Origin of the sequence: Bowmanella dokdonensis (assembly GCF_017254865.1) — a bacterium.
Taxonomy (GTDB): Bacteria; Pseudomonadota; Gammaproteobacteria; order Enterobacterales; family Alteromonadaceae; genus Bowmanella; species Bowmanella dokdonensis.
The window spans coordinates 319,435-337,944 of record NZ_JAFKCV010000001.1; the positions used below are offsets into that span (position 1 = coordinate 319,435).

Annotated in this window: 11 protein-coding genes; 7 read left to right on the plus strand and 4 right to left on the minus strand. The window is 52.4% G+C overall.

All coding sequences use genetic code 11. The features are described 5' to 3' along the window. Window positions 1-26: 26 nt before the first annotated feature. The 3 genes from J0A66_RS01535 (at window position 27) to J0A66_RS01545 (ending at window position 4,773) form a co-directional block, all read left to right on the plus strand. Window positions 27-2,168 (plus strand): TIR domain-containing protein, encoded by a 2,142-nt coding sequence (locus J0A66_RS01535; protein WP_206571997.1) that lies wholly within the window; start codon window positions 27-29, stop codon window positions 2,166-2,168. Between the two features lie 31 nt (window positions 2,169-2,199). Next, on the plus strand, window positions 2,200-2,940 hold the full coding sequence (locus J0A66_RS01540) for a TSUP family transporter (RefSeq protein WP_206571998.1): 741 nt from the start codon (window positions 2,200-2,202) through the stop codon (window positions 2,938-2,940). Between the two features lie 129 nt (window positions 2,941-3,069). After that, on the plus strand, window positions 3,070-4,773 hold the full coding sequence (locus J0A66_RS01545) for a protein adenylyltransferase SelO (protein ID WP_206571999.1): 1,704 nt from the start codon (window positions 3,070-3,072) through the stop codon (window positions 4,771-4,773). An 85-nt stretch (window positions 4,774-4,858) separates the two neighbouring features. Here J0A66_RS01545 and def read toward each other — a convergent pair whose 3' ends face one another. Next, window positions 4,859-5,398 (minus strand): peptide deformylase, encoded by a 540-nt coding sequence (def, locus tag J0A66_RS01550; RefSeq protein ID WP_206572000.1) that lies wholly within the window; start codon window positions 5,396-5,398, stop codon window positions 4,859-4,861. 114 nt (window positions 5,399-5,512) lie between these two features. Further along, complete coding sequence (locus J0A66_RS01555) at window positions 5,513-6,397, minus strand: TolB-like translocation protein (RefSeq protein WP_206572001.1); 885 nt, start codon at window positions 6,395-6,397, stop codon at window positions 5,513-5,515. A 590-nt stretch (window positions 6,398-6,987) separates the two neighbouring features. On the opposite strand from J0A66_RS01555, the gene J0A66_RS01560 reads away from it, so the two are divergent. The 4 genes from J0A66_RS01560 (at window position 6,988) to J0A66_RS01575 (ending at window position 14,763) form a co-directional block, all read left to right on the plus strand. After that, window positions 6,988-10,254 (plus strand): TonB-dependent receptor, encoded by a 3,267-nt coding sequence (locus J0A66_RS01560; protein ID WP_206572002.1) that lies wholly within the window; start codon window positions 6,988-6,990, stop codon window positions 10,252-10,254. A 416-nt stretch (window positions 10,255-10,670) separates the two neighbouring features. Continuing rightward, window positions 10,671-12,173 (plus strand): tryptophan halogenase family protein, encoded by a 1,503-nt coding sequence (locus J0A66_RS01565; RefSeq protein WP_206572003.1) that lies wholly within the window; start codon window positions 10,671-10,673, stop codon window positions 12,171-12,173. A gap of 51 nt (window positions 12,174-12,224) precedes the next feature. Further along, complete coding sequence (locus J0A66_RS01570; protein WP_206572004.1) at window positions 12,225-13,241, plus strand: cupin-like domain-containing protein; 1,017 nt, start codon at window positions 12,225-12,227, stop codon at window positions 13,239-13,241. A gap of 16 nt (window positions 13,242-13,257) precedes the next feature. Beyond that, window positions 13,258-14,763, plus strand: coding sequence for a tryptophan halogenase family protein (locus tag J0A66_RS01575; protein ID WP_206572005.1), 1,506 nt, complete (start codon window positions 13,258-13,260; stop codon window positions 14,761-14,763). 18 nt (window positions 14,764-14,781) lie between these two features. On the opposite strand, the gene J0A66_RS01580 is transcribed toward J0A66_RS01575, so the two are convergent. Together J0A66_RS01580 and J0A66_RS01585 are read right to left on the minus strand one after the other, a co-directional pair. Continuing rightward, the gene (locus J0A66_RS01580) at window positions 14,782-16,032 is read right to left on the minus strand and encodes a glycoside hydrolase family 18 protein (RefSeq protein ID WP_206572006.1); all 1,251 of its coding nucleotides are present in this window, start codon (window positions 16,030-16,032) and stop codon (window positions 14,782-14,784) included. Between the two features lie 199 nt (window positions 16,033-16,231). Beyond that, the gene (locus tag J0A66_RS01585; protein ID WP_206572007.1) at window positions 16,232-18,364 is read right to left on the minus strand and encodes a TonB-dependent siderophore receptor; all 2,133 of its coding nucleotides are present in this window, start codon (window positions 18,362-18,364) and stop codon (window positions 16,232-16,234) included. Between the last annotated feature and the right edge of the window lie 146 nt (window positions 18,365-18,510).

Below are 18,510 nucleotides of genomic sequence, written 5' to 3' on the forward strand. Positions count from 1 at the left end.
GGTGCCACAGCACCGGGAGAATGCTGTTGGCGGACGTTTTCATTTCCTACTCTCGCATTGATCAACCGATCATTAAACGCCTTTCTCAAACACTGGAAGACCACGGCTTTTCTGTATGGTGGGATCGCGAGCTACTGGGTGGGGATAACTTCGCAGATGATATCGAACGGGAGTTAATACGGGCCAAGGCCGTGATTGTGGGATGGTCTCAGTCAGGCTCAAAAAGTCGATGGGTGAGAGATGAAGCGTCGGTGGCGGCCGATGCCGGAACCTTAATTGCGATTTCCACTGATGGTTCGATGCCACCTATCGGCTTTCGGCAGTTTCATTGTGTTGACTTGTCGAAGTGGCAGGGAAAATCAGACGATCCTGCCTTTGTGGATATCACTCGCGCCATCAGTGCCAAACTATCACCCACAGAGATGCACGATTTGCTTAACGCATCAGCACAGTGTGCCGCCGTGCCTAAAAATCGACGTTCGACGGATCGCTATCCATCGTCATCGTCAAATGCGAAGGTCGTCGCTGTATTGCCGTTTGCCAATCGCAGTCCCCTGCCAGAGGATGCATTTTTTGCTGACGGTGTGCATGAAGAGCTGCTCACCCAGATTTCCAAGTTAACGGCCGTTCAGGTCATTTCACGCACATCGGTAATGGGCTATCGAGACAGTAGCAAAAGCATTCCTGCAATCGCCTCAGAACTCGGTGCAACGGCAATTCTGGAAGGCTCAGTACAACGTGCAGGACAGCGTGTTCGAATCAACGTTCAGTTAATCGATGGCAAGACCGACACGCACATTTGGGCGGAAATCTACGATCGGAAACTCACACCAGAAAACATCTTCGATATTCAAAGCGATATCACCCGGGAAATTGCCGATGCCATGCAGGCAGCGCTGACCCCGGAAGATGAGATGTTGCTGAGCGGCGACGCTCCCACCAATGATCTGGCGGCCTATGATGCCTTTTTGCGGGGCAAACAAAAAATGCGCTCGGAAGCTTCGGGAGAAGAGGATTTTCATCTGGCAATCAAGGAGTTTGACCAGGCTATTGCTGTGGACCCCCAGTTTGCAGAACCCCATGCCAATAAGGCTCGCGCATTTTTAACGCTATATTGGTTTTTCGGTTGGGATACCCGTTGGCTGAACATGGCGAAATTATCGGTTGAGCGTGCGGTTATGCTTGCCCCAGATTCAATCGAAACACTGTTAGCGCAGGCCTACTGCTATTACTGGGGCGAGTTGAATTTAGAGCAGGCGGAGCGGGTACTCAACCGAATCCTGGATATCGCCCCGCAAAACGCCGAGGCCTGGGCGTGCAAGAGTTACGTGATTCGTCGCACAGGCCGCTTCACCGAGTCCATATCAGCGTTGAAAAAAGCTATGCGTTTGGATCCCATGCTGGTCGATCTGCCGATGGAGCTGTCCAGCACATTAGGGGCTATCGGTCACATCAGGCAAGCCAGGGAAATGGCAGACCGGGTTCGAACCTTAGCGCCAAAATCTAACTTCACCGCCATCGCCGCGGCCGATGTGTTCCATTTAATTGGTCAGGCGCAGCAGGCCTACGAGGCAGCCAGTGCAGAAGTAGATCGGGAAGACTTTATTTATTATTACCGCCGCGCTTTTCATGCGCTGAATACCGCTGAACCACAACTTATTGAGTCATCCTTTACCACCTGGCCAGAAAAATACCGAAGCACGCCCATGTTTCCGGAAACTTTCAGCCTGTATCAGGCCACGGCGTACAAAGTGCTCGGTAAACAAAACGAACTCGCGGCAATACTGCCGCAAATTCAGCAGCGGCTTGCCGCAATGGATGACCCCTACCCCGGTGGCTGGCTACCTGAAGCAGCCTATTATCCAGTCACACTGCCAGGATTAATGGGCAATCTGGAAGAGGTAAAAGCCGCGGTAGAAGACTATCATGCCCATGCAAAGCGCGATCAGTTTGCCACCTTGTACCATTACCACAGCATCAGCACGGCGTTCTTATTCTGTGATGATACCGGCAGTGCTTTGACCTATTTGGAAAAGCTCGCCAATATATTTGGACCTGCCAGTTATTTAGCGATCTCTATCATGCCTCAATATCGGCTGTTGCAATCACAACCTCGTTACCAAGCGATGCAAACCGCGTGTCAGCAATGGCAGGCAGCAACAGCATAATGAGAGGACATTACCTTGTCCAGGACGGTGGATGGCGCTTTTTCCCCTCCCTTTGATAGATGTCCTGATACTGACACTAGCCAGCTTTATGGGGGCGGTATTCACCGCTGCCTTTGGGGTCGGGGGTGGGGCCTTTCTTCTGGCCGTCATGGCAGGCTACTTGCCGGCGATGGCACTCATTCCTCTGCATGGTCTGGTGCAAATGGGATCGAATGCCAGCCGGGCAATCATGACGCGCCAATATTTCAGCTGTGCGGTGTTTGGCTGGTTTGCTCTGGGCGCTGTTATCGCCGCCTTGTTTTCCGTTCCCTTGATTGGCTGGTTCGACATGAACTTTATCAAGCCGCTTATTGCTGTTTTTATACTTTGGCTGTGCTGGGGGACAATGCCGGCGCTGGGGCTTGGCAAGAATAAGATGGGATTAGCGGCCGGCGGACTGGTCACCACCGCTGCTACGATGCTGGTAGGGGCAACAGGACCCTTATTAGCAGCCTGGCTGGGAAGGGAGGGCGTGTCTCGTTGGCAGTACACCGCTAACTTCGCTTCCTGTATGACGCTTCAGCATTTTCTCAAAGTCCTGGTCTTTGTTGCCGCAGGATTCAGCTTTTGGCAATGGCTCCCCCTGGTGGGGTTAATGCTGTTAGGGGTATTTGCCGGAACCCGGCTGGGATTGCTGTGCTTGGGTAAGCTACCAGAGAAGGCGTTCAGAACCGCCTTTAAATGGTTGCTCACCCTGCTGTCCCTGCACTTGTTATGGACGTCACTCTCTTAACCGGAGATCGATTCGCTGTTAAAGCGAAAAGCAGCTTTGAGTTTGTGCTGAGCATTTGGCTGCCAGGCAATGTCATAGGCATTGCAAAGAGGTTTTGCAAAAATTGTCAAAAAAGAGGTGTGATACTTCATGAGCAATAGGCAGTCGGATAAGACACCTGGCACTGTGCAGACACTTGGCGATCTTGCAGGGTTGGTTGACTATTCATTGATGGATACCCTGGCCCCGGATCCGCAAGCCGAAGCCTCCGGGATGGAGCATCAGCCAAGACAGGTTTTCTCCGGGCACTATGTGCCAGTCAAACCCACGCCCATCAAACATCCCGAGTATGTGGCGCACAGCAGTACGTTTTTCCGGGAACTGGGGTTTGACGATAGCCTGGCCCATACAGAAGCGTTCAAGCGCTTGTTTTCAGGTGACCTGTCACAGGTGCCGGCTCCCATGCGCAAAGTGGGTTGGGCGACAGGATATGCGCTGTCCATTTACGGTACCGAATATACCCAGCAATGCCCGTTTCAGACCGGCAATGGCTATGGCGATGGCCGTGCCATCTCGGTGCTTGAGGCGGTAATCAACGGCAAACGCTGGGAGATGCAGCTCAAAGGGGCAGGTCGCACGCCCTACTGCCGCGGTGCCGATGGCCGGACGGTTTTGCGCTCAAGCGTCAGAGAATTTCTGGCGCAGGAGCATATGCATGGGCTGGGAGTGCCTACCTCACGCTCACTTTGCCTGTTTGTTTCTCAGTCAGAGACGGTAGACCGCCCCTGGTATCGGCAAGGCTCTGATTCCTTCGATCCAGACATTATGGGCGCAAACCCGGTAGCTATCTCAACACGGGTTGCGCCGTCTTTTTTGCGGATAGGGCAGCTTGAGCTGTTTGGCCGCAGGGCCCGCAGCAAGGCTCATCCCAGTGCATTGCAAGAGCTAGAAGCGATCGCGCTGCATTTAATTCAGCGCGAGTACAGCGGCGAAGTGGATAAGAGCCTGTCAACGGCAGACCAACTAATCCAACTGGCGTTGGCCTTTCGTGATCGTCTGATCTCTCTGGTTGCCGACTGGATTCGGGTGGGTTACTGCCAGGGCAACTTCAACAGCGATAACTGCGCAGGGGGCGGCTTTACCCTGGACTATGGGCCCTTCGGGTTTTGCGAGCGGTTTGAGCCTATGTATCAACCCTGGACAGGGGGAGGCCGCCACTTTTCCTTTCTTAATCAGCCCACCGCAGCAGAAAAGAACTTTGAGATGTTTTGCCGGTCCCTGGCACCACTGCTGGCACAGGAGCCCGGTAAAAGGCAGGAACTGGATAGCATCCGCAGTGGGTTTTCCACTCTCATGCAGCAAAAGATGGAAAGAATGTGGGCATCCAAGCTGGGGTTGGAAGTATTTGACTCAGAGCTTGTTATATCTTTATTGCAGCTAATGGTACAAACCTCTGTTGATTACACTATTTTCTTTCGCGAATTGTCGGGGATCCCAGCCGACCTATCCGGCGTCAGTAAAAGCTTCTATATGCCTCCAACAGAGGAGTTAAGCACCCAATGGAACAAATGGCTGAAAGCCTGGCGCGAGCAGATTGAAAAACAGGGGGATAGGCAAGGAACCTCAATAAAGATGAAACGAGTCAACCCAAAATATAGCTGGCGGGAGTGGCTTATTGTTCCTGCATACCGGCAAGCGGAGAAGGGCAACTATGCCCTGATTGAAGAGCTACAGCAGGTATTAACCAGACCCTACGATGAACAATCCGCTGAGGTGGAAAGTAAATATTATCGCTTGCGACCAGCAGAATATTTCCGAGCCGGTGGTATTTCCCATTACAGCTGTTCGTCCTGATTGTCAGTCAATCGCACTTCGCGATGGGCTTGGCCATTAGAGTCAGGCTCCGCTCCCTTAGCCTGTTATGCCGGCTTTTTTCCCCTTAATGGGCCGTCCCGCTCACCCCGGCGACCTGCTGCAACCAGACCGACTCAGCCATGATTTGCTCAGTACTGGTTACATGGTCAAGCCAGGTTTTGCCAATCAGATGATCGTGCTCATGCAGGAAAATACGCGCTAAAAAGCCTTCAAAGTGGATTTGGCAATGCTTGCCGTCGATGTCCTGGTAACTGACATCCACCTGGTCGGGACGCTGGATAAAACCACGTAGGGCCGGCACTGACAGGCAGCCTTCCCACGCCCATACCCACTTATCTGACTGACTAATGATGCGCGGATTGATTAACAGCAGCGGTTCCATCTGCGGGGCGTCGGGGTAGCGCGGACTGGGCCTTGAGGCGACATACATCATGGCACGCCCGTCAAATACCTGTGGGGCGGCAATGCCGACACCGTTAGCATCCAGCATGGTTTGCAGCAGGCCCTCGGTAAAGCCTTTAAGTTCGGTGGTGCCAAACGCTTCAGCGGGCACATCATGGGCCTGCTGTTTTAATACGGCTTCGCCAATCTGGGCAATGTGCATGTCGTATTCCAGGTTATGCCGCGCAGGCTTGTCGCCAGGCGCTCGCCTTCTCGCAGTGACACATTGCCATCAAAGGGTTGCAGTGACAAGGCCTGGCGGTATTCCTGTATGGTGTCAGTTGCCTGAGCTTGTTCTGAGTGTCTCGAGAATCTTTGTGCTCACCCAGTAGATGTCGACGTTCTCGTTATCTTCATCTATGCCACGGTTAAACAGTATATATTTGCCATCGGGTGTGACGCTGGCATAGGCATCCCATCTGGAGGAATTGACCCGGTCGCCCATGTTAATTGCCGGTCCCCATGAGCCATCCTGCTGCCTGAAACTAATATAAAGATCAGAATCACCATAGCCGTCTTCCCTCTTGCTGTCCCATATCAGGTAGCTTTCATCCGGGGCGATAAATGGGTGAGCCGTGTATGTCCCACTGTTAATTTCAACTCCCATTAGCTCAGGCACCTGACGTTTACCTTCTATTAAGGTGGAAATACGAATCACATCCTTGCTCTTATAATCGTCAAACACATAGGTCCCCTTTGCAGAGGCTGACAAGCGCATAATGCCCCAGTCTTCCCGCTCGAACATGGGCCCCAGTCCCTTACGTTCCGACCAACCATCGCCCTGGCGGTCCTTGTAGCCTTTTGCCATATGCATGCGCTTGCCATCAGGGGAGAATGACAGTTCGCCGGTACGGGGGAACTCAGTAAACTTTCTCCAAACATTGTTTTGCTGACGAAAACCAATAACCGTTGAACGGCTGCGCTCACCGCCTCTGGTGGTGAAGTAAAACTCCTGCATGCCTGGGGCGAATACCCCTTCCAATTCCCAGCCTTCTTTAGAAATGATGCCAGGCGCAAAGGGTTCGGCCACCATGCCGGGTGGTTTTTGCCCCATATAAGAGCCCTCAAGCACAGGAAACTCTTCCTGGCCGTAACCTGGTCTTAAGGTGAGAGTGCAAAGCAGCAGTATGGCTGTGAGTACAAAAAGGCGTTTTATATTCATGCTTGTCGTAACTTTGAGTGATGGAGCGAACAAGCTAGATCCCGGGCGGATAAATCACCTGAAATACCGATGAAATATTGCTGACTTTTTGCTGACGTCCCCTATTATCCGCCCCGGCACTGCCCAAAGCCCACTCACCCAGAGCCTTTCTGAAAATGTGATTCCAGGCCCTCACAGCGGCTAAATCCCTCTGCCGGCCTTCAGCAAATTGGCTGATCCTGTAAAAAATCCTCGTCCCTTGCAGAAAGTTGTTGATTTAATAATCATTGCGATGTTAAAAAATAACATATAGTGTAAATCATAATGTTACTTTGTAACTTTCCGCCGTGACAAAGAGGTGCTTGCCCAAGATGAGTGGCCTGGTGCAAGCCTTTAACGGAGTAGATGCGGTGACTCAATTCACCGCTGCATGCACTCTTGCAGCGAAGCAGTTGGCAATATAGCTGTGGTTGCCTCCAATAGGGTACTTTTTTGAAATGACAGCGTTGTCATGCAAAGTGCCTATAGGAAGGGTGAAGCGGGGTTTCAAGAAAGAGCTGAGATAAGGCTATGACAATAGCCAGGAATACAAAACACACTGAGGGTTAGACATGTCTAATAAATTTCAGAAAAAACGTCTGGCAACAGCAATATCTGCTGCGATCACCTGTTCACTGTCTGCTGCAGTTTTTGCCCAGTCGCAGGACAATGAGGTGCAGAGCCTCGACGAGGCGACGGAAGTCATTGAGATCAGGGGTATTCGTCAAAGTATCCAGACTGCGCAGGACCTGAAACAGTTCGCCGATACGGTTAAAGACGTGATTACGGCGTCAGACATCGGCGCGCTGCCGGACAGATCAGTCACTGAAGCCCTTCAGCGTGTACCCGGTGTCACCATCGAGCGTTTCGCCGCCTCGGATGATCCCAAACATTATGCGGATGAAGGCACCAGCGTGCTGGTGCGCGGTTTGGATCGGGTGCGCAGCGAAATAAACGGTCGTGACAGCTTCAGCGCCAACCCTTATGGCGGGCTCAGCTATGAGGATTTTCCCGCCGAGTTGTTAGGTGCGGTGGAGGTGGTGAAAAACCAGACCGCTGATCTGATCTCCGGTGGTATCGCCGGCACCGTCAACCTGATTACCCGCAAGCCTTTTGATTCTGATAACCGCCTGATATCGGTGAGCGCACAGGCAAACTACGGCGATTACCGCGAAGAAACCACCCCCTCATTCAGTGCCCTTTTCTCTGACAACTGGGATACCGATTCGGGCAAGTTCGGCGTGCTGGTAGCCGCATCAGATTCTGAGTACAGAACCCGCGGTGATGGCTTCGGCTTGGGCAACTACCACAGCCGTGGCCCGGTGGATACCTTCTCCTATGATGAGTGGGGTACGCCGACGCCGGGCGTGGTTGCAGGGATGTATTCCAACCCTTGTATTCCCGGTGCCTCAGACTGGCGGGCCTGCGGTCCCGATCTTGAAGATACGGTTCAGTATACAGATGAAGACCAGGCCGCCTATGTGCCGGAATTTGATGGCCAGGCCCTTGAGGGGCAACCCGATGGTGTAACCTGGTATGCCCCGGCGAGCTACACCATGTCTTCCGCAGAAAATGACCGTAAACGTCAGGGCCTCACAGCATCGTTACAGTGGCAGAGCACGGATGAGAGAATTACCGCCACCCTGGAACATATCAGCTCCAAGGCCTCTCTGGAATGGCGGGAATATGTGATTGCCTCTGGTGATCGCGGGTTTCTGCCCTATGCGCCTAATGCTATTCAGTGGTTTGATGAAGAAGAAGAGGGCCGTCCTCTGACCGTGGATGAAAACGGCTATCTGACCTCGGGTGTCGGCCGCTCAAATGAGCCGGAGCTGCCATTGCAGTTCCGCTCCCGCTATAACTTAAATGAGAGCACGGTCAAAGACACCTCATTCAATCTGAAATTTAAAGCCACAGACCGTTTAACGGTAATGGCAGATTATCAGCACGTGGACTCTGAGCAGATTGTTCACAACAACTCGCTTACGTCGCGAATCAACGGTAATCAAACCGCCGAGCATGCCCCGTTCTTCCTGGATTTGCGAGGGTCCACCCCGACGCTTGAGTATTTAAACCCCAACACCTCAACGCCCCCGGACGTGGAGGCGAATACCAATCCGATTCTGCGTATCGCCAGTGGCATGCAACAGGAAGAGCACAACGAGGCCACCGCTGACACTTACCAGCTCGACTTTAAGTACTTACTGGACGGGGCTTTTACCTCAGTCATGACGGGAGTTTACTACTCTGAAAAAGAACTGACAGTGCGTAATACCGACTACGAGGGCTGGCAGGCTCTGGGTACACCCTGGAATGCGCAGGCGTCCTATAATGCCTCGCCGCAGGTGGTTCCGGAACTGTATAACCGCATCAGCTTCGCCGACCATTACAACGGCGATACGCTGATGGGGCCTTACAACAGCTTCCTGTTTCCACGTATGGATCTGGCAGAAAATTACGTCCAGACTTTGCGTGAGGGATGTGGAACCTGGAGCGCCCTGGGCAATGCCATGGATGGAAGCGGCGCTTGCGCTCTTCCCTATGAAGACCTGGAGGATCGTGCTTTCAGTCATTTTGCCCCACGCCATATCAGTTCAAGCAAAACTGATCGCACTGAATTCTATATTCGCGCCGACTTTGACGTTGAGATGTCAGATATTCTGGTCAAAGGTAACTTCGGCCTGCGCTATGTAAATTATCAGTTGCAGTCGACCGGCGGTATTAACCTGCCTGCCACTTCACGGCGTGGTACCGACGAGACCGGCTCCTTGTATCAAACCATGCTGAACAAATACCCCAGTATCTTTGCCCTGGCGTCCGGCGAGTCCTTCGCCAGCACAATAGAGGGTACGGATTATTCAACGGTGCTGCCGAGCTTAAACCTGAGTTTTGGTCTTACCGATGATGTGATTATCCGATTTGGCGCGTCCAAGGGGCTGTACTATCCAAGTCTTGTGGATGCGGCCAACAAAATGGTCATCAGCCTGGACTACGAAGAGGTGTATCAAAACCCCAACGAAGCCAAGGATGAAGAAACCAACCCCACTGTCGATCTGCAGAATATTGAAATCAGTGCCAATGCCCGGAACGCGTTCCTGGAACCGGAAGAGTCCGTCAATCTGGATTTGTCAGCAGAGTGGTACTTTGCGCCGGCGGGCTCGCTGACCTTTGGCTTGTTCCATAAAAAGCTGTCGAACATTATCCGCAACCGGCAGTTTTCCACAGAAGTGGATATCAACGGAACCAGCTATCCAGTGTCGGCTTATGGCCCGGATAACACGGGCTCGGGCACCATTCGGGGGGCAGAGCTTTCCTACTCCCAGTTTTACGACATGCTACCGGGAATATGGAGCGGTTTGGGTCTGCAGTTTAACTATACCTATATCGACCAGGATGGCCTGGAAGACCCCAATACCAACCCCATACAGCCCATTCAGTTCAATGGTGCAGGCGTGCCGATCAGCGATAATCGTAATACCTTCCGCCAGTTTACTGGCTTGCCGTTGCAAGGTTACTCTGACCAGAACCTCAATATTGTCGGCATGTATGAGAAGGACGATATCTCCTTCCGCCTGGCCTACACCTGGCGTTCTGAGTATTTGTTGACCTTGCGTGAATCGGAAGAATTTGTGCCGGCCTATTCAAAGGCGCAGGGAATGATGGATGCCAGTTTGTTCTACAACATTAATGAGAACGTTAAAGTGGGCCTGCAAATCAGTAATGTGCTGGGTGCGGATACAGAAACCCAATACCAGCAAAACCAGGCAGGCACCCTGACCGATGCCTTTACCTTCACCACGGACCGTCGTTATGCGTTGACCGTTCGCGCGACGTTCTGATAGCTAATCGCGGCAGGACGGGTAACATAAACTGTGCACTAGGGCGTGTTTGTCTTTCATATTGACACTTTGCTGGAGGCCATTTTTTGGCCCAGCAAGGAAGAAGGAGCGCGGTTTAGTGGGCCTAAATAAGTGACTGATGACGCCGTTGGGCGGAAAAATGACCCCAGCCCTAAGGGTTGAGGCTAAAGTTCCCTCATTCGGCGTTGCTCCCAACTTGTTTAGATGGCTAAACGGCGTTACTCGCCCCTTGATTGAGAGAATTTTAGCTCTCAACAAAGACCAATATGAAAGACAAACATGCCCTGGCAATACTGCGCAGTTTACTTAATCCTGGGACCGACAGACGCAAGGGGCCGGATCGAATGTTTTACCTGACGGCGCAGGACGCTGATGAGTCTTAAGACGGTTTTATTATGCAAAATGCCTTAACGTCCATCTGCATTGTCGGTGGCGGCACAGCCGGCTGGATGGCTGCCACCTTGCTCTCAAGCGCGTTAAGGGGGAGCAAGATTCAGATCACAGTGGTGGAATCCCCGGATATCGCCAGCATAGGGGTGGGGGAGTCTACCGTCCCTTCAATAATGGATTTTATCCAGGCCAGTGGGATTGATCTCAAGGAGTTTATCCAGGCCACCTCCGCCAGTTTTAAGCTGGGTATTCGCTTCGACGACTGGTCAACTGTCGGGCAGCGCTTTTTCCATCCCTTTGGCAGGGTAGGAAAAGATATCAATGGCTTTGATTTTTATCAGGCCTGGTTAAAGTCAGTGGAAAATGGAGACGAATCCCGCTGGCTGGACTATTCCCCCAGTGCCATCATGGCCGAGCAGCAGCGCTTTATGCTGCGCCCCCGCCAGCCGCAAAACTGGGTACTGGCAAGCTATGCCCATGCCTTGCACCTGGATGCCGTTCAGGTCGCTGATTATTTACGTGGCCTTTGCCTGAAGCGGGGTGTTGCCCGCACAGAAGCCACGGTCAACAAGGTGAAGGTTGATGAAAAATCCTTTATTCAGGGGCTGGAGCTGGAGAACGGCGCAAGTATCCACAGCGACTTTTTTATCGACTGCACCGGCTTTAAAGGGCGTTTAATCCAAGAGGCCCTGCAGGTGGGCTATCAGGATTGGTCGGATTATTTACCCTGTAATCGCGCAGTCACGGTACAAACAGAAAATGTCGGCAATCCCGTGCCCTATACGGTCGCTACTGCCCGTGAGGCCGGCTGGACCTGGACCATTCCCCTGCAGCACCGGACCGGCAACGGCTATTTGTTCTCCAGCGGGTTTTGCAGCGACGATAAAGCCATGGCTACGCTGGTCAACAGCGTCAGGGGCAAACTACTCAGTGAGCCAAAGGTTATTCCTTTTGTGACCGGTAAACGGAACAAGATCTGGCACAACAACTGTCTGGCACTGGGTCTTGCGGGAGGATTTCTGGAGCCGCTGGAGTCTACCGCCATTCATCTTGTGTATAAGACGTTGGTGCACTTTATCAGGCATTTTCCCGACAGGGATTTTGATCCGGACAATGAACACAGCTTCAATCAGAAGATCGATACGGATTACCTGGAAATCCGTGACTTTATCATTCTGCATTACTGCACCTCGGGTCGTCGGGACACTGAGTTCTGGCGTTGGTGCCAGACGATGCCGGTGCCGGATGCATTGAGTGAAAAGTTACGCCTGTTTCGAAAACGAGGGCAGATGGAGCATTCCCCGGGGCAGTTTTTTACCAGTGACAGCTGGTACGCCATTCTAGAGGGCATGAATATTCGTCCGCAGAAGTATCATCCCTTGCTGGATGCGTTTCATCCTCAGGGGCTGGCCAGTACACTGAGTGAAAACAGGCAAAGTATCCGCACAGAGGTGCAGAAAATGCCCAAGCATTATGACTATATCCAGGCCCATTGCCCGGCCCGTTGAGTAACGGACAGAAAATGCCGCGTGATGCCTTATACGGGGGCGGACAAGTCCATGAGAGAATTTAAAGCCATTGCAGAGTATTCAACGCTGAGCGCAGGGCAGTTCTTTAATCAGATAGCCCCTGAGCAAGAGCCGGTGGTCATACGGGGATTTGCCAGTGACTGGCCGTTGGTGGCGTCAGCCAGAAAAACGCCGCAAGAGTTTGTCGCCTACCTGCTTCAGTTTTATCAGGGCCGGAAAGCCAGAATGGTGGTAGCGCCGCCTGCCGCCAATAAGCGTTTTTATTACAATGAGGACATGACCGACGTTAACTACTTGAGTGGTGACGAGCGCGTCGATCTGTTTTTGGGCCGCCTGCTGGAGCTGATGGACAGAGAGGTGTATCCGGCGATCTCCATGCAAAACGCCATGCTCGGCGAAATCCTGCCGGGTCTGGCGGAGGACAACCGCAGCGACTTCTTTACCGATCTGGAGCCTCGTCTTTGGGTCGGCAATGAAGGTATTGTCAGCACCCATTACGACGGCTCAGACAACCTTGCCTGCGTGGTGGCCGGCCGCCGGCGCTTTATCCTGTTTCCCCCAGAGCAAACCTGCCATTTGTATCCCGGTCCGCTTAACTTTACCCCGGCAGGGGCCCCGACCAGTTTGGTGGATGTCAATAACCCGGATTTTACCCGCTACCCCCTGTTTAAACAGGCGCTGGCCGGGGCTTACAGCGCAGAGCTGGGACCGGGGGATGCCATCTTTATTCCCATGCTCTGGTGGCACCATGTTGAATCCCTGGAGAAGCTTAACGCACTGGTGAATTACTGGTGGAACGGCTCGTCGGCACCCGGGGCCGTCCCCCCCAGTGCCATTGACAGTCTGAACCTCGCGTTGCTGGCAATGCGTGATCTAACTCAAAAGCAGCGCGAGGCCTGGCGCTGTATGTTTGACCACTACTTATTTAAACAAGGAGTGGATCCCGCCTCTTATATACCCACCCACCAACAGCATATTCTGGGGACGTTGTCGTCTGATTACATCAGGACGGTCAAAGACTACTTTATCAAAAAGCTACAAAAATAAAGGTGCGAAGACAGCCATGAATAACAGCGAAGGTCAGCCGAAGAAAATACTGATAGTGGGTGGCGGCACCGCAGGCTGGATGGTTGCAAGTCTGCTGGCCAGCAAATGGCAGGGCAGCGAAATCAGCCTGGTTGAATCCAAAGACATAGGCATAATCGGGGTCGGCGAAGGCAGCACTCCTCACCTGAAGTTGTTTTTTGATGCCATCAAAGTCACTGACGCGCAATGGATGCCCCGTTGCAATGCCACCTACAAAAACGGCATCACTTTTGATAACTGGTCAGCCATTGCCGGTTTTGAGTCCTACTTTCACCCCTTTGCCGCGCAAACCGATGATGCCTTCACCCTGCCGCTGTTTTTCAGGAATATCCGCGCCAGAATGCAGGGGCATGAGGTGGATGCCCATCCGGACAAGTATTTTCTGGAGACTTATCTGACCCGAAATCATTTAGGGCCGATACCGGCCGAGTCTTTCCCTTTTGGCATAGCCTACGGTTATCACTTCGACTCGGCCCTGCTGGGGCAGTTTCTGGCCGAGCATGCGCAAAACCAGGGAGTGAACAGAATTGTCGCCAATGTGGCAGAGGTTGAGGTGCACCCAAATGGCGATCTCAGTGCGGTTATGCTGAGTGACGGCAGGCGGTTAAAGGCTGACTTTTTTATCGACTGCTCGGGGTTTAATTCACTGCTGATGCAGCAGAGCTTGAAGGTGAGTTTTAAGAGTTTTAAAGACAATTTATTTAATGACTCGGCCGTGGTGATGCCAAGTGCTATTTCTTCGGTACTGCCGGTGGAAACCCGCTCCACGGCGCTGTCCAGCGGCTGGGCGTGGAAAATCCCGTTACGGAACAGGTTTGGCAATGGCTATGTGTACAGCAGTGATTATATCGATGCAGACCAGGCCGAAACGGAGCTGAGACAACATCTGGGCTTACTGGAAGGGGATGTCCAAGCCAGGCATCTGAAGATGAAGGTAGGGCGGGTTGAAAAACACTGGCACAAAAACTGTCTTGCCGTAGGGCTGTCACAGGGCTTTATTGAGCCATTGGAGGCCACGGCGATAGCCCTTTCGTTTAACACCATTGCGCAGTTTATGCAGTATTTTCAGGAAGGAAAATTTACCAACCAGTATGAGCAAGCATTCAATCAGAATATTAACGGCAGGTTTGATGGCATCCGCGACTATATCGTCTGTCATTATAAAGTGAATCAGCGAACTGACAGCGCCTACTGGTTGGATAACGCGGCCAATGCCAATATCTCTGATACCTTACGGGCCATTTTAACCCTTTGGCACAAGAGTCCGGATTTCGCCGGGGATATGCTCAAGTACAAGTTGATGGGCAGTTATCAACCCAAATCCTGGGCCTGTCTGCTGGCAGGCTATGGGATTTTCCCCAGGCTGGCCATGCCGCAGTCGTTTGATTGTTCAATGCATCAACAGGAACTCGAGGCCTTGCATGACTTTATCCGGCGTTGTGGACTGAATTTCAAGCCACACAACGAACTGCTGACACAGTAATTATTTAATCCTGTTCCTTTACTGCGGCTTGCGCTCAAGAGGGACCCCGTCTTTTTCCTGCGATTGCATCGCCTTGTACATCTCATCAAGCAGGTCGCCGTTGTCGTGCACTATTTGCCATGAAAATAACCCGGCCAGCCCCTGGTCTTTTAACCATTTAGCCTTCGCCCTGACCGAGCGGGTGTCGTCAAACGAAATAAACCCTTTTGTGGCAGAATTAAAATAGTAAGCGGCTTCGGTCCGGGTATCATAGCCGTATTCGTATCCAGCAGGCGGGGTGGCGATTAACTCTTTATAGGCGTAGCTTCCCGTCGAAACAGCCAGCTGCTGTCCACCAAAACCTGTTCCGTGCCAATCACTGTTATTCCAGCCCCGGCCATAAAAGGCGACGCCGACGACCAGTTTTTCAGGCGGGACGCCCGCATTGAGAAGATTGTTGATCATCCCTGCCGTGCTGAGGGTGTCTTGGTCGCTACTGAACAGGTTGGTGTGGTGTGCCGCCTGACCGTCCCCCACGGCGAAGTCGTAGGTCATGGCGAAGATATAATCCATCACAGGAGCGGCTTGTTGCCAGTCAATTGCCCGGGTCTTGTCGCGGCTGCCACTGACCGCCGCCGTAAGTTGGTAGTCTCTGCCCGTGCTGTGTCCAAGGTTGTTCAAGGCTGCCCGTAACTCCTGCATCAGCAGGGCAAATACCTGTTTTTCGTTCTGGGCCTGCTGCCCTGTCAACAGGATCTGGCTGTTGCCCCCACCACCGGGGTACTCCCAGTCAATATCGATACCGTCGAATACGTCATGCTGTGCGACTAACGTAACCGCAGACTGCACAAAATGTTTCCTTGCCGCTTCACTTTTGGCCATACCGTGGAAGGGGTGGGATAAGGTCCAACCTCCAAAGGAAGGCAATATACGCAAATGCGGATGCTGCTGCTTTAACTTACTGAAGGCGGCCAATTCAACGACCACCTCCTTCTCGTTATAGAAAACCGCTGAATAAGGTGCTTTGTCCCTGCAGGCAATCTCAATGGCCTGACGGGTTTTCTCATCGGCGCCGCTGTTATCACCACACAAGGCGACAAAGGCATACAGAATATGGCTGAGTTTTTCTGCAGGAAGATTGCTCACCGCCATGGGATTTCCGCTGGCCATATAGTAGCTGGCAACAACAGGCTGCTTGGCCTGAGCGGGTAAACAACAAAATAAAATCAGGCACAGCGCATATTTCACCCCGGATAACGGCTGTGTCTGATCTTGCAGTATCCTTCTCATCCAATTACCTCATACCCTGTTGTGCAGATGCGAGTGCTATCTTTTGGCAAATTCAAGCCTCTGATAATACGGCATGTTGAATTGGAATTGATGTGATTTTAAGCGTTTCCCGTGTTTGTCACCTTTCTGGCATCCATCTCGGCAAAAAACTATACGCCTCAGCCTACAGGCGCAAGCGGCCGCTTTTGGGCGACAGTCATTACCAGCTATAGCTGATGCTGACCTCTGCATTGCGGGGAGCGCCGAAGTAACCCTGGTTGTAGAAATCGATGCTTGAGAAATACTTCTCGTCAAACAGGTTATTCAGGTTGGCAGTGAGTTTCCAGGCCCGGGCAAATTGGTATCGGGCCATCAGGTTCACTACGGCATAGCTGTCCTGAACAAAGGTCTCACCATTGGGGCCTGCCCCAGGATTGGTCGTTTCGCTTTGCCAGTTTGCATTGACACCAACCATAAGCGAATCAGACAGACGGTATAATACGCTGGCTTTTACCATTCTCTGGGGTAAGTACGGCGCATAGTCAGAGCCATCGGCATCTTCTGCCTGGTTGTAGGTGTAGCTGAGTAAGAGATTCAGCCGCTTCGTTGGCTTGCCGGTCAATTCTGCTTCGAAACCCTTGCTTTTCGCGCCTTCTACGCCAATAGACGGGAAAAGGGTGGTGCCAGGAAGCGGATCAGTATTGTCAGGGTCGGGGATGGCTAAATTGCCCTCTTCCACTTCGTATACGGCAAAACTTGCGCTTAAGGCTTCATTAAAGAAGTCGCCCTTAATACCCAGTTCCGCATTTGCCCCCTCAATGGGACCGATGAGCCGGTTATTCCTATCCCGCGCGTCCTGAGGCTGAAAAATTTCAGTGTAGCTGGCATAGGCAGAGATGAGGTCGGTAATGGCGTACACCACACCAGTATAGGGAGTATTGACGCTATTGTTTTCATACTCACTGCTGGTCCAGGGTGCAGTAGCCCGGGTCTCGTAGTCAGTAATGCGGTTACCCAGAATGGCGGTCAGATTATCCGTCAGGTTCAATTTAGCCGCCGCGTATATGCCTTTTTGTGAATGGGAGTCTGTGGTGGAATATTGCGGTGTAGCGCTGAAGTTCGGTGCGGGCACCCCGTTGCCCCATTCATACAGGCTGGGCACCATAATGGTATCATTTGTACCGTAGGAAGCGGCATCCACGTCCTGCTTCGCATACAGCGCGCCGGCGGTTAGTTGGTGCTCACGGCCAAATAATTCAAACGGGCCGGAGGCTAAAATTCTGAAAGAGGTCTGCTCGCGGTCGGACACATAATGGTTAGGGGAGGCGCCCAGTCCTTCACCGCTTTCTTTATCCGGGAAGCCCGAGAAATACAACAGATAGCCGTCCATTTCCCCTTCACGGTGCTCCACATCAACTTGTATGTCCCAGCCATTATCGAAGGCATGTTCCAACTGTAAAAACACATTGGTGCTCTTGCGGGTCCAAGTGTTCCATGGGGAGGCAGTGGTCGTACTGACAGGTAAATCATCGGTTTGAGTGCCATCGGAATAGAACAAGGGCAAGGCGCCCCACATACTGCCTTTCGGATTTCGCTCACTGTAGTCCGCCCCAGCCGTCACCCGGGTTTGTGATGTCAAATCGGCCGCAATGACGGCATAAACTTGCGTATTGTCCTTCTCTGACAAATGCACATAACTGTCGCCCTGTTCATGTGCTACCGCCACCAGGCCCTTTATATACCCGTTTTGGGTGAGTGTTTGTGAGTGATCCGCCTCCACACGAGTGTTATTCCAGGAGCCGACACTGGCGCTGGCGAAGCCGCTATCCTCAATGCGCGGCCTCTTCCTAATCAGGTTGATTGCCGCTGAGGGTTCGCCCGCGCCGGTTAGCAAGCCGGTGGCACCACGCACCACCTCCACCCGCTCAAACACGATTGAATCTGCCAGCGCTTCACTGAAGAAACTGTTGTAGCCAATGGGAACGCCATCAAACTGGAAGTTCGTCACATCCCGGCCACGGGCCCGGAAAAAGAATCGATCAGTTTCTGCCTGTTGCGCCTGGATCCCCGGGGCGAACTGCATAACGTCAGCAACAGTATCAAGGGAGAAACTGTCAATGAAGGTTCTGTCGATAACGGAAATAGACTGTGGGGTTTCACGCAACGTTAACGGTAGGCCGGTTGCTGTTGTTGCGCGGTCGAGGGGACTGGCCGTTACTTCGATATGGTCAAATATCTTTTCTTTAACTTCGTTGTCTTTGTTTTCATTGTCATGAGTTTGAGCCCATGCAATTGACGGTAGCAATGCAGCGCCAACCGCCAAGCCGATAAGGTGTCTAGCGAATGTGTTCATCTATAGCCTGATGTGAGCATTTTTGTGCCACACATGCTAATGATAATAATTTCTATTTTCAAATATTTTGATTGTTCTCCGCTTTCCTGTGTTTCCGGCAGATTAAAAATGTTTGTCTCTAACTGAGCTTCAATAGGGAAGGCGCC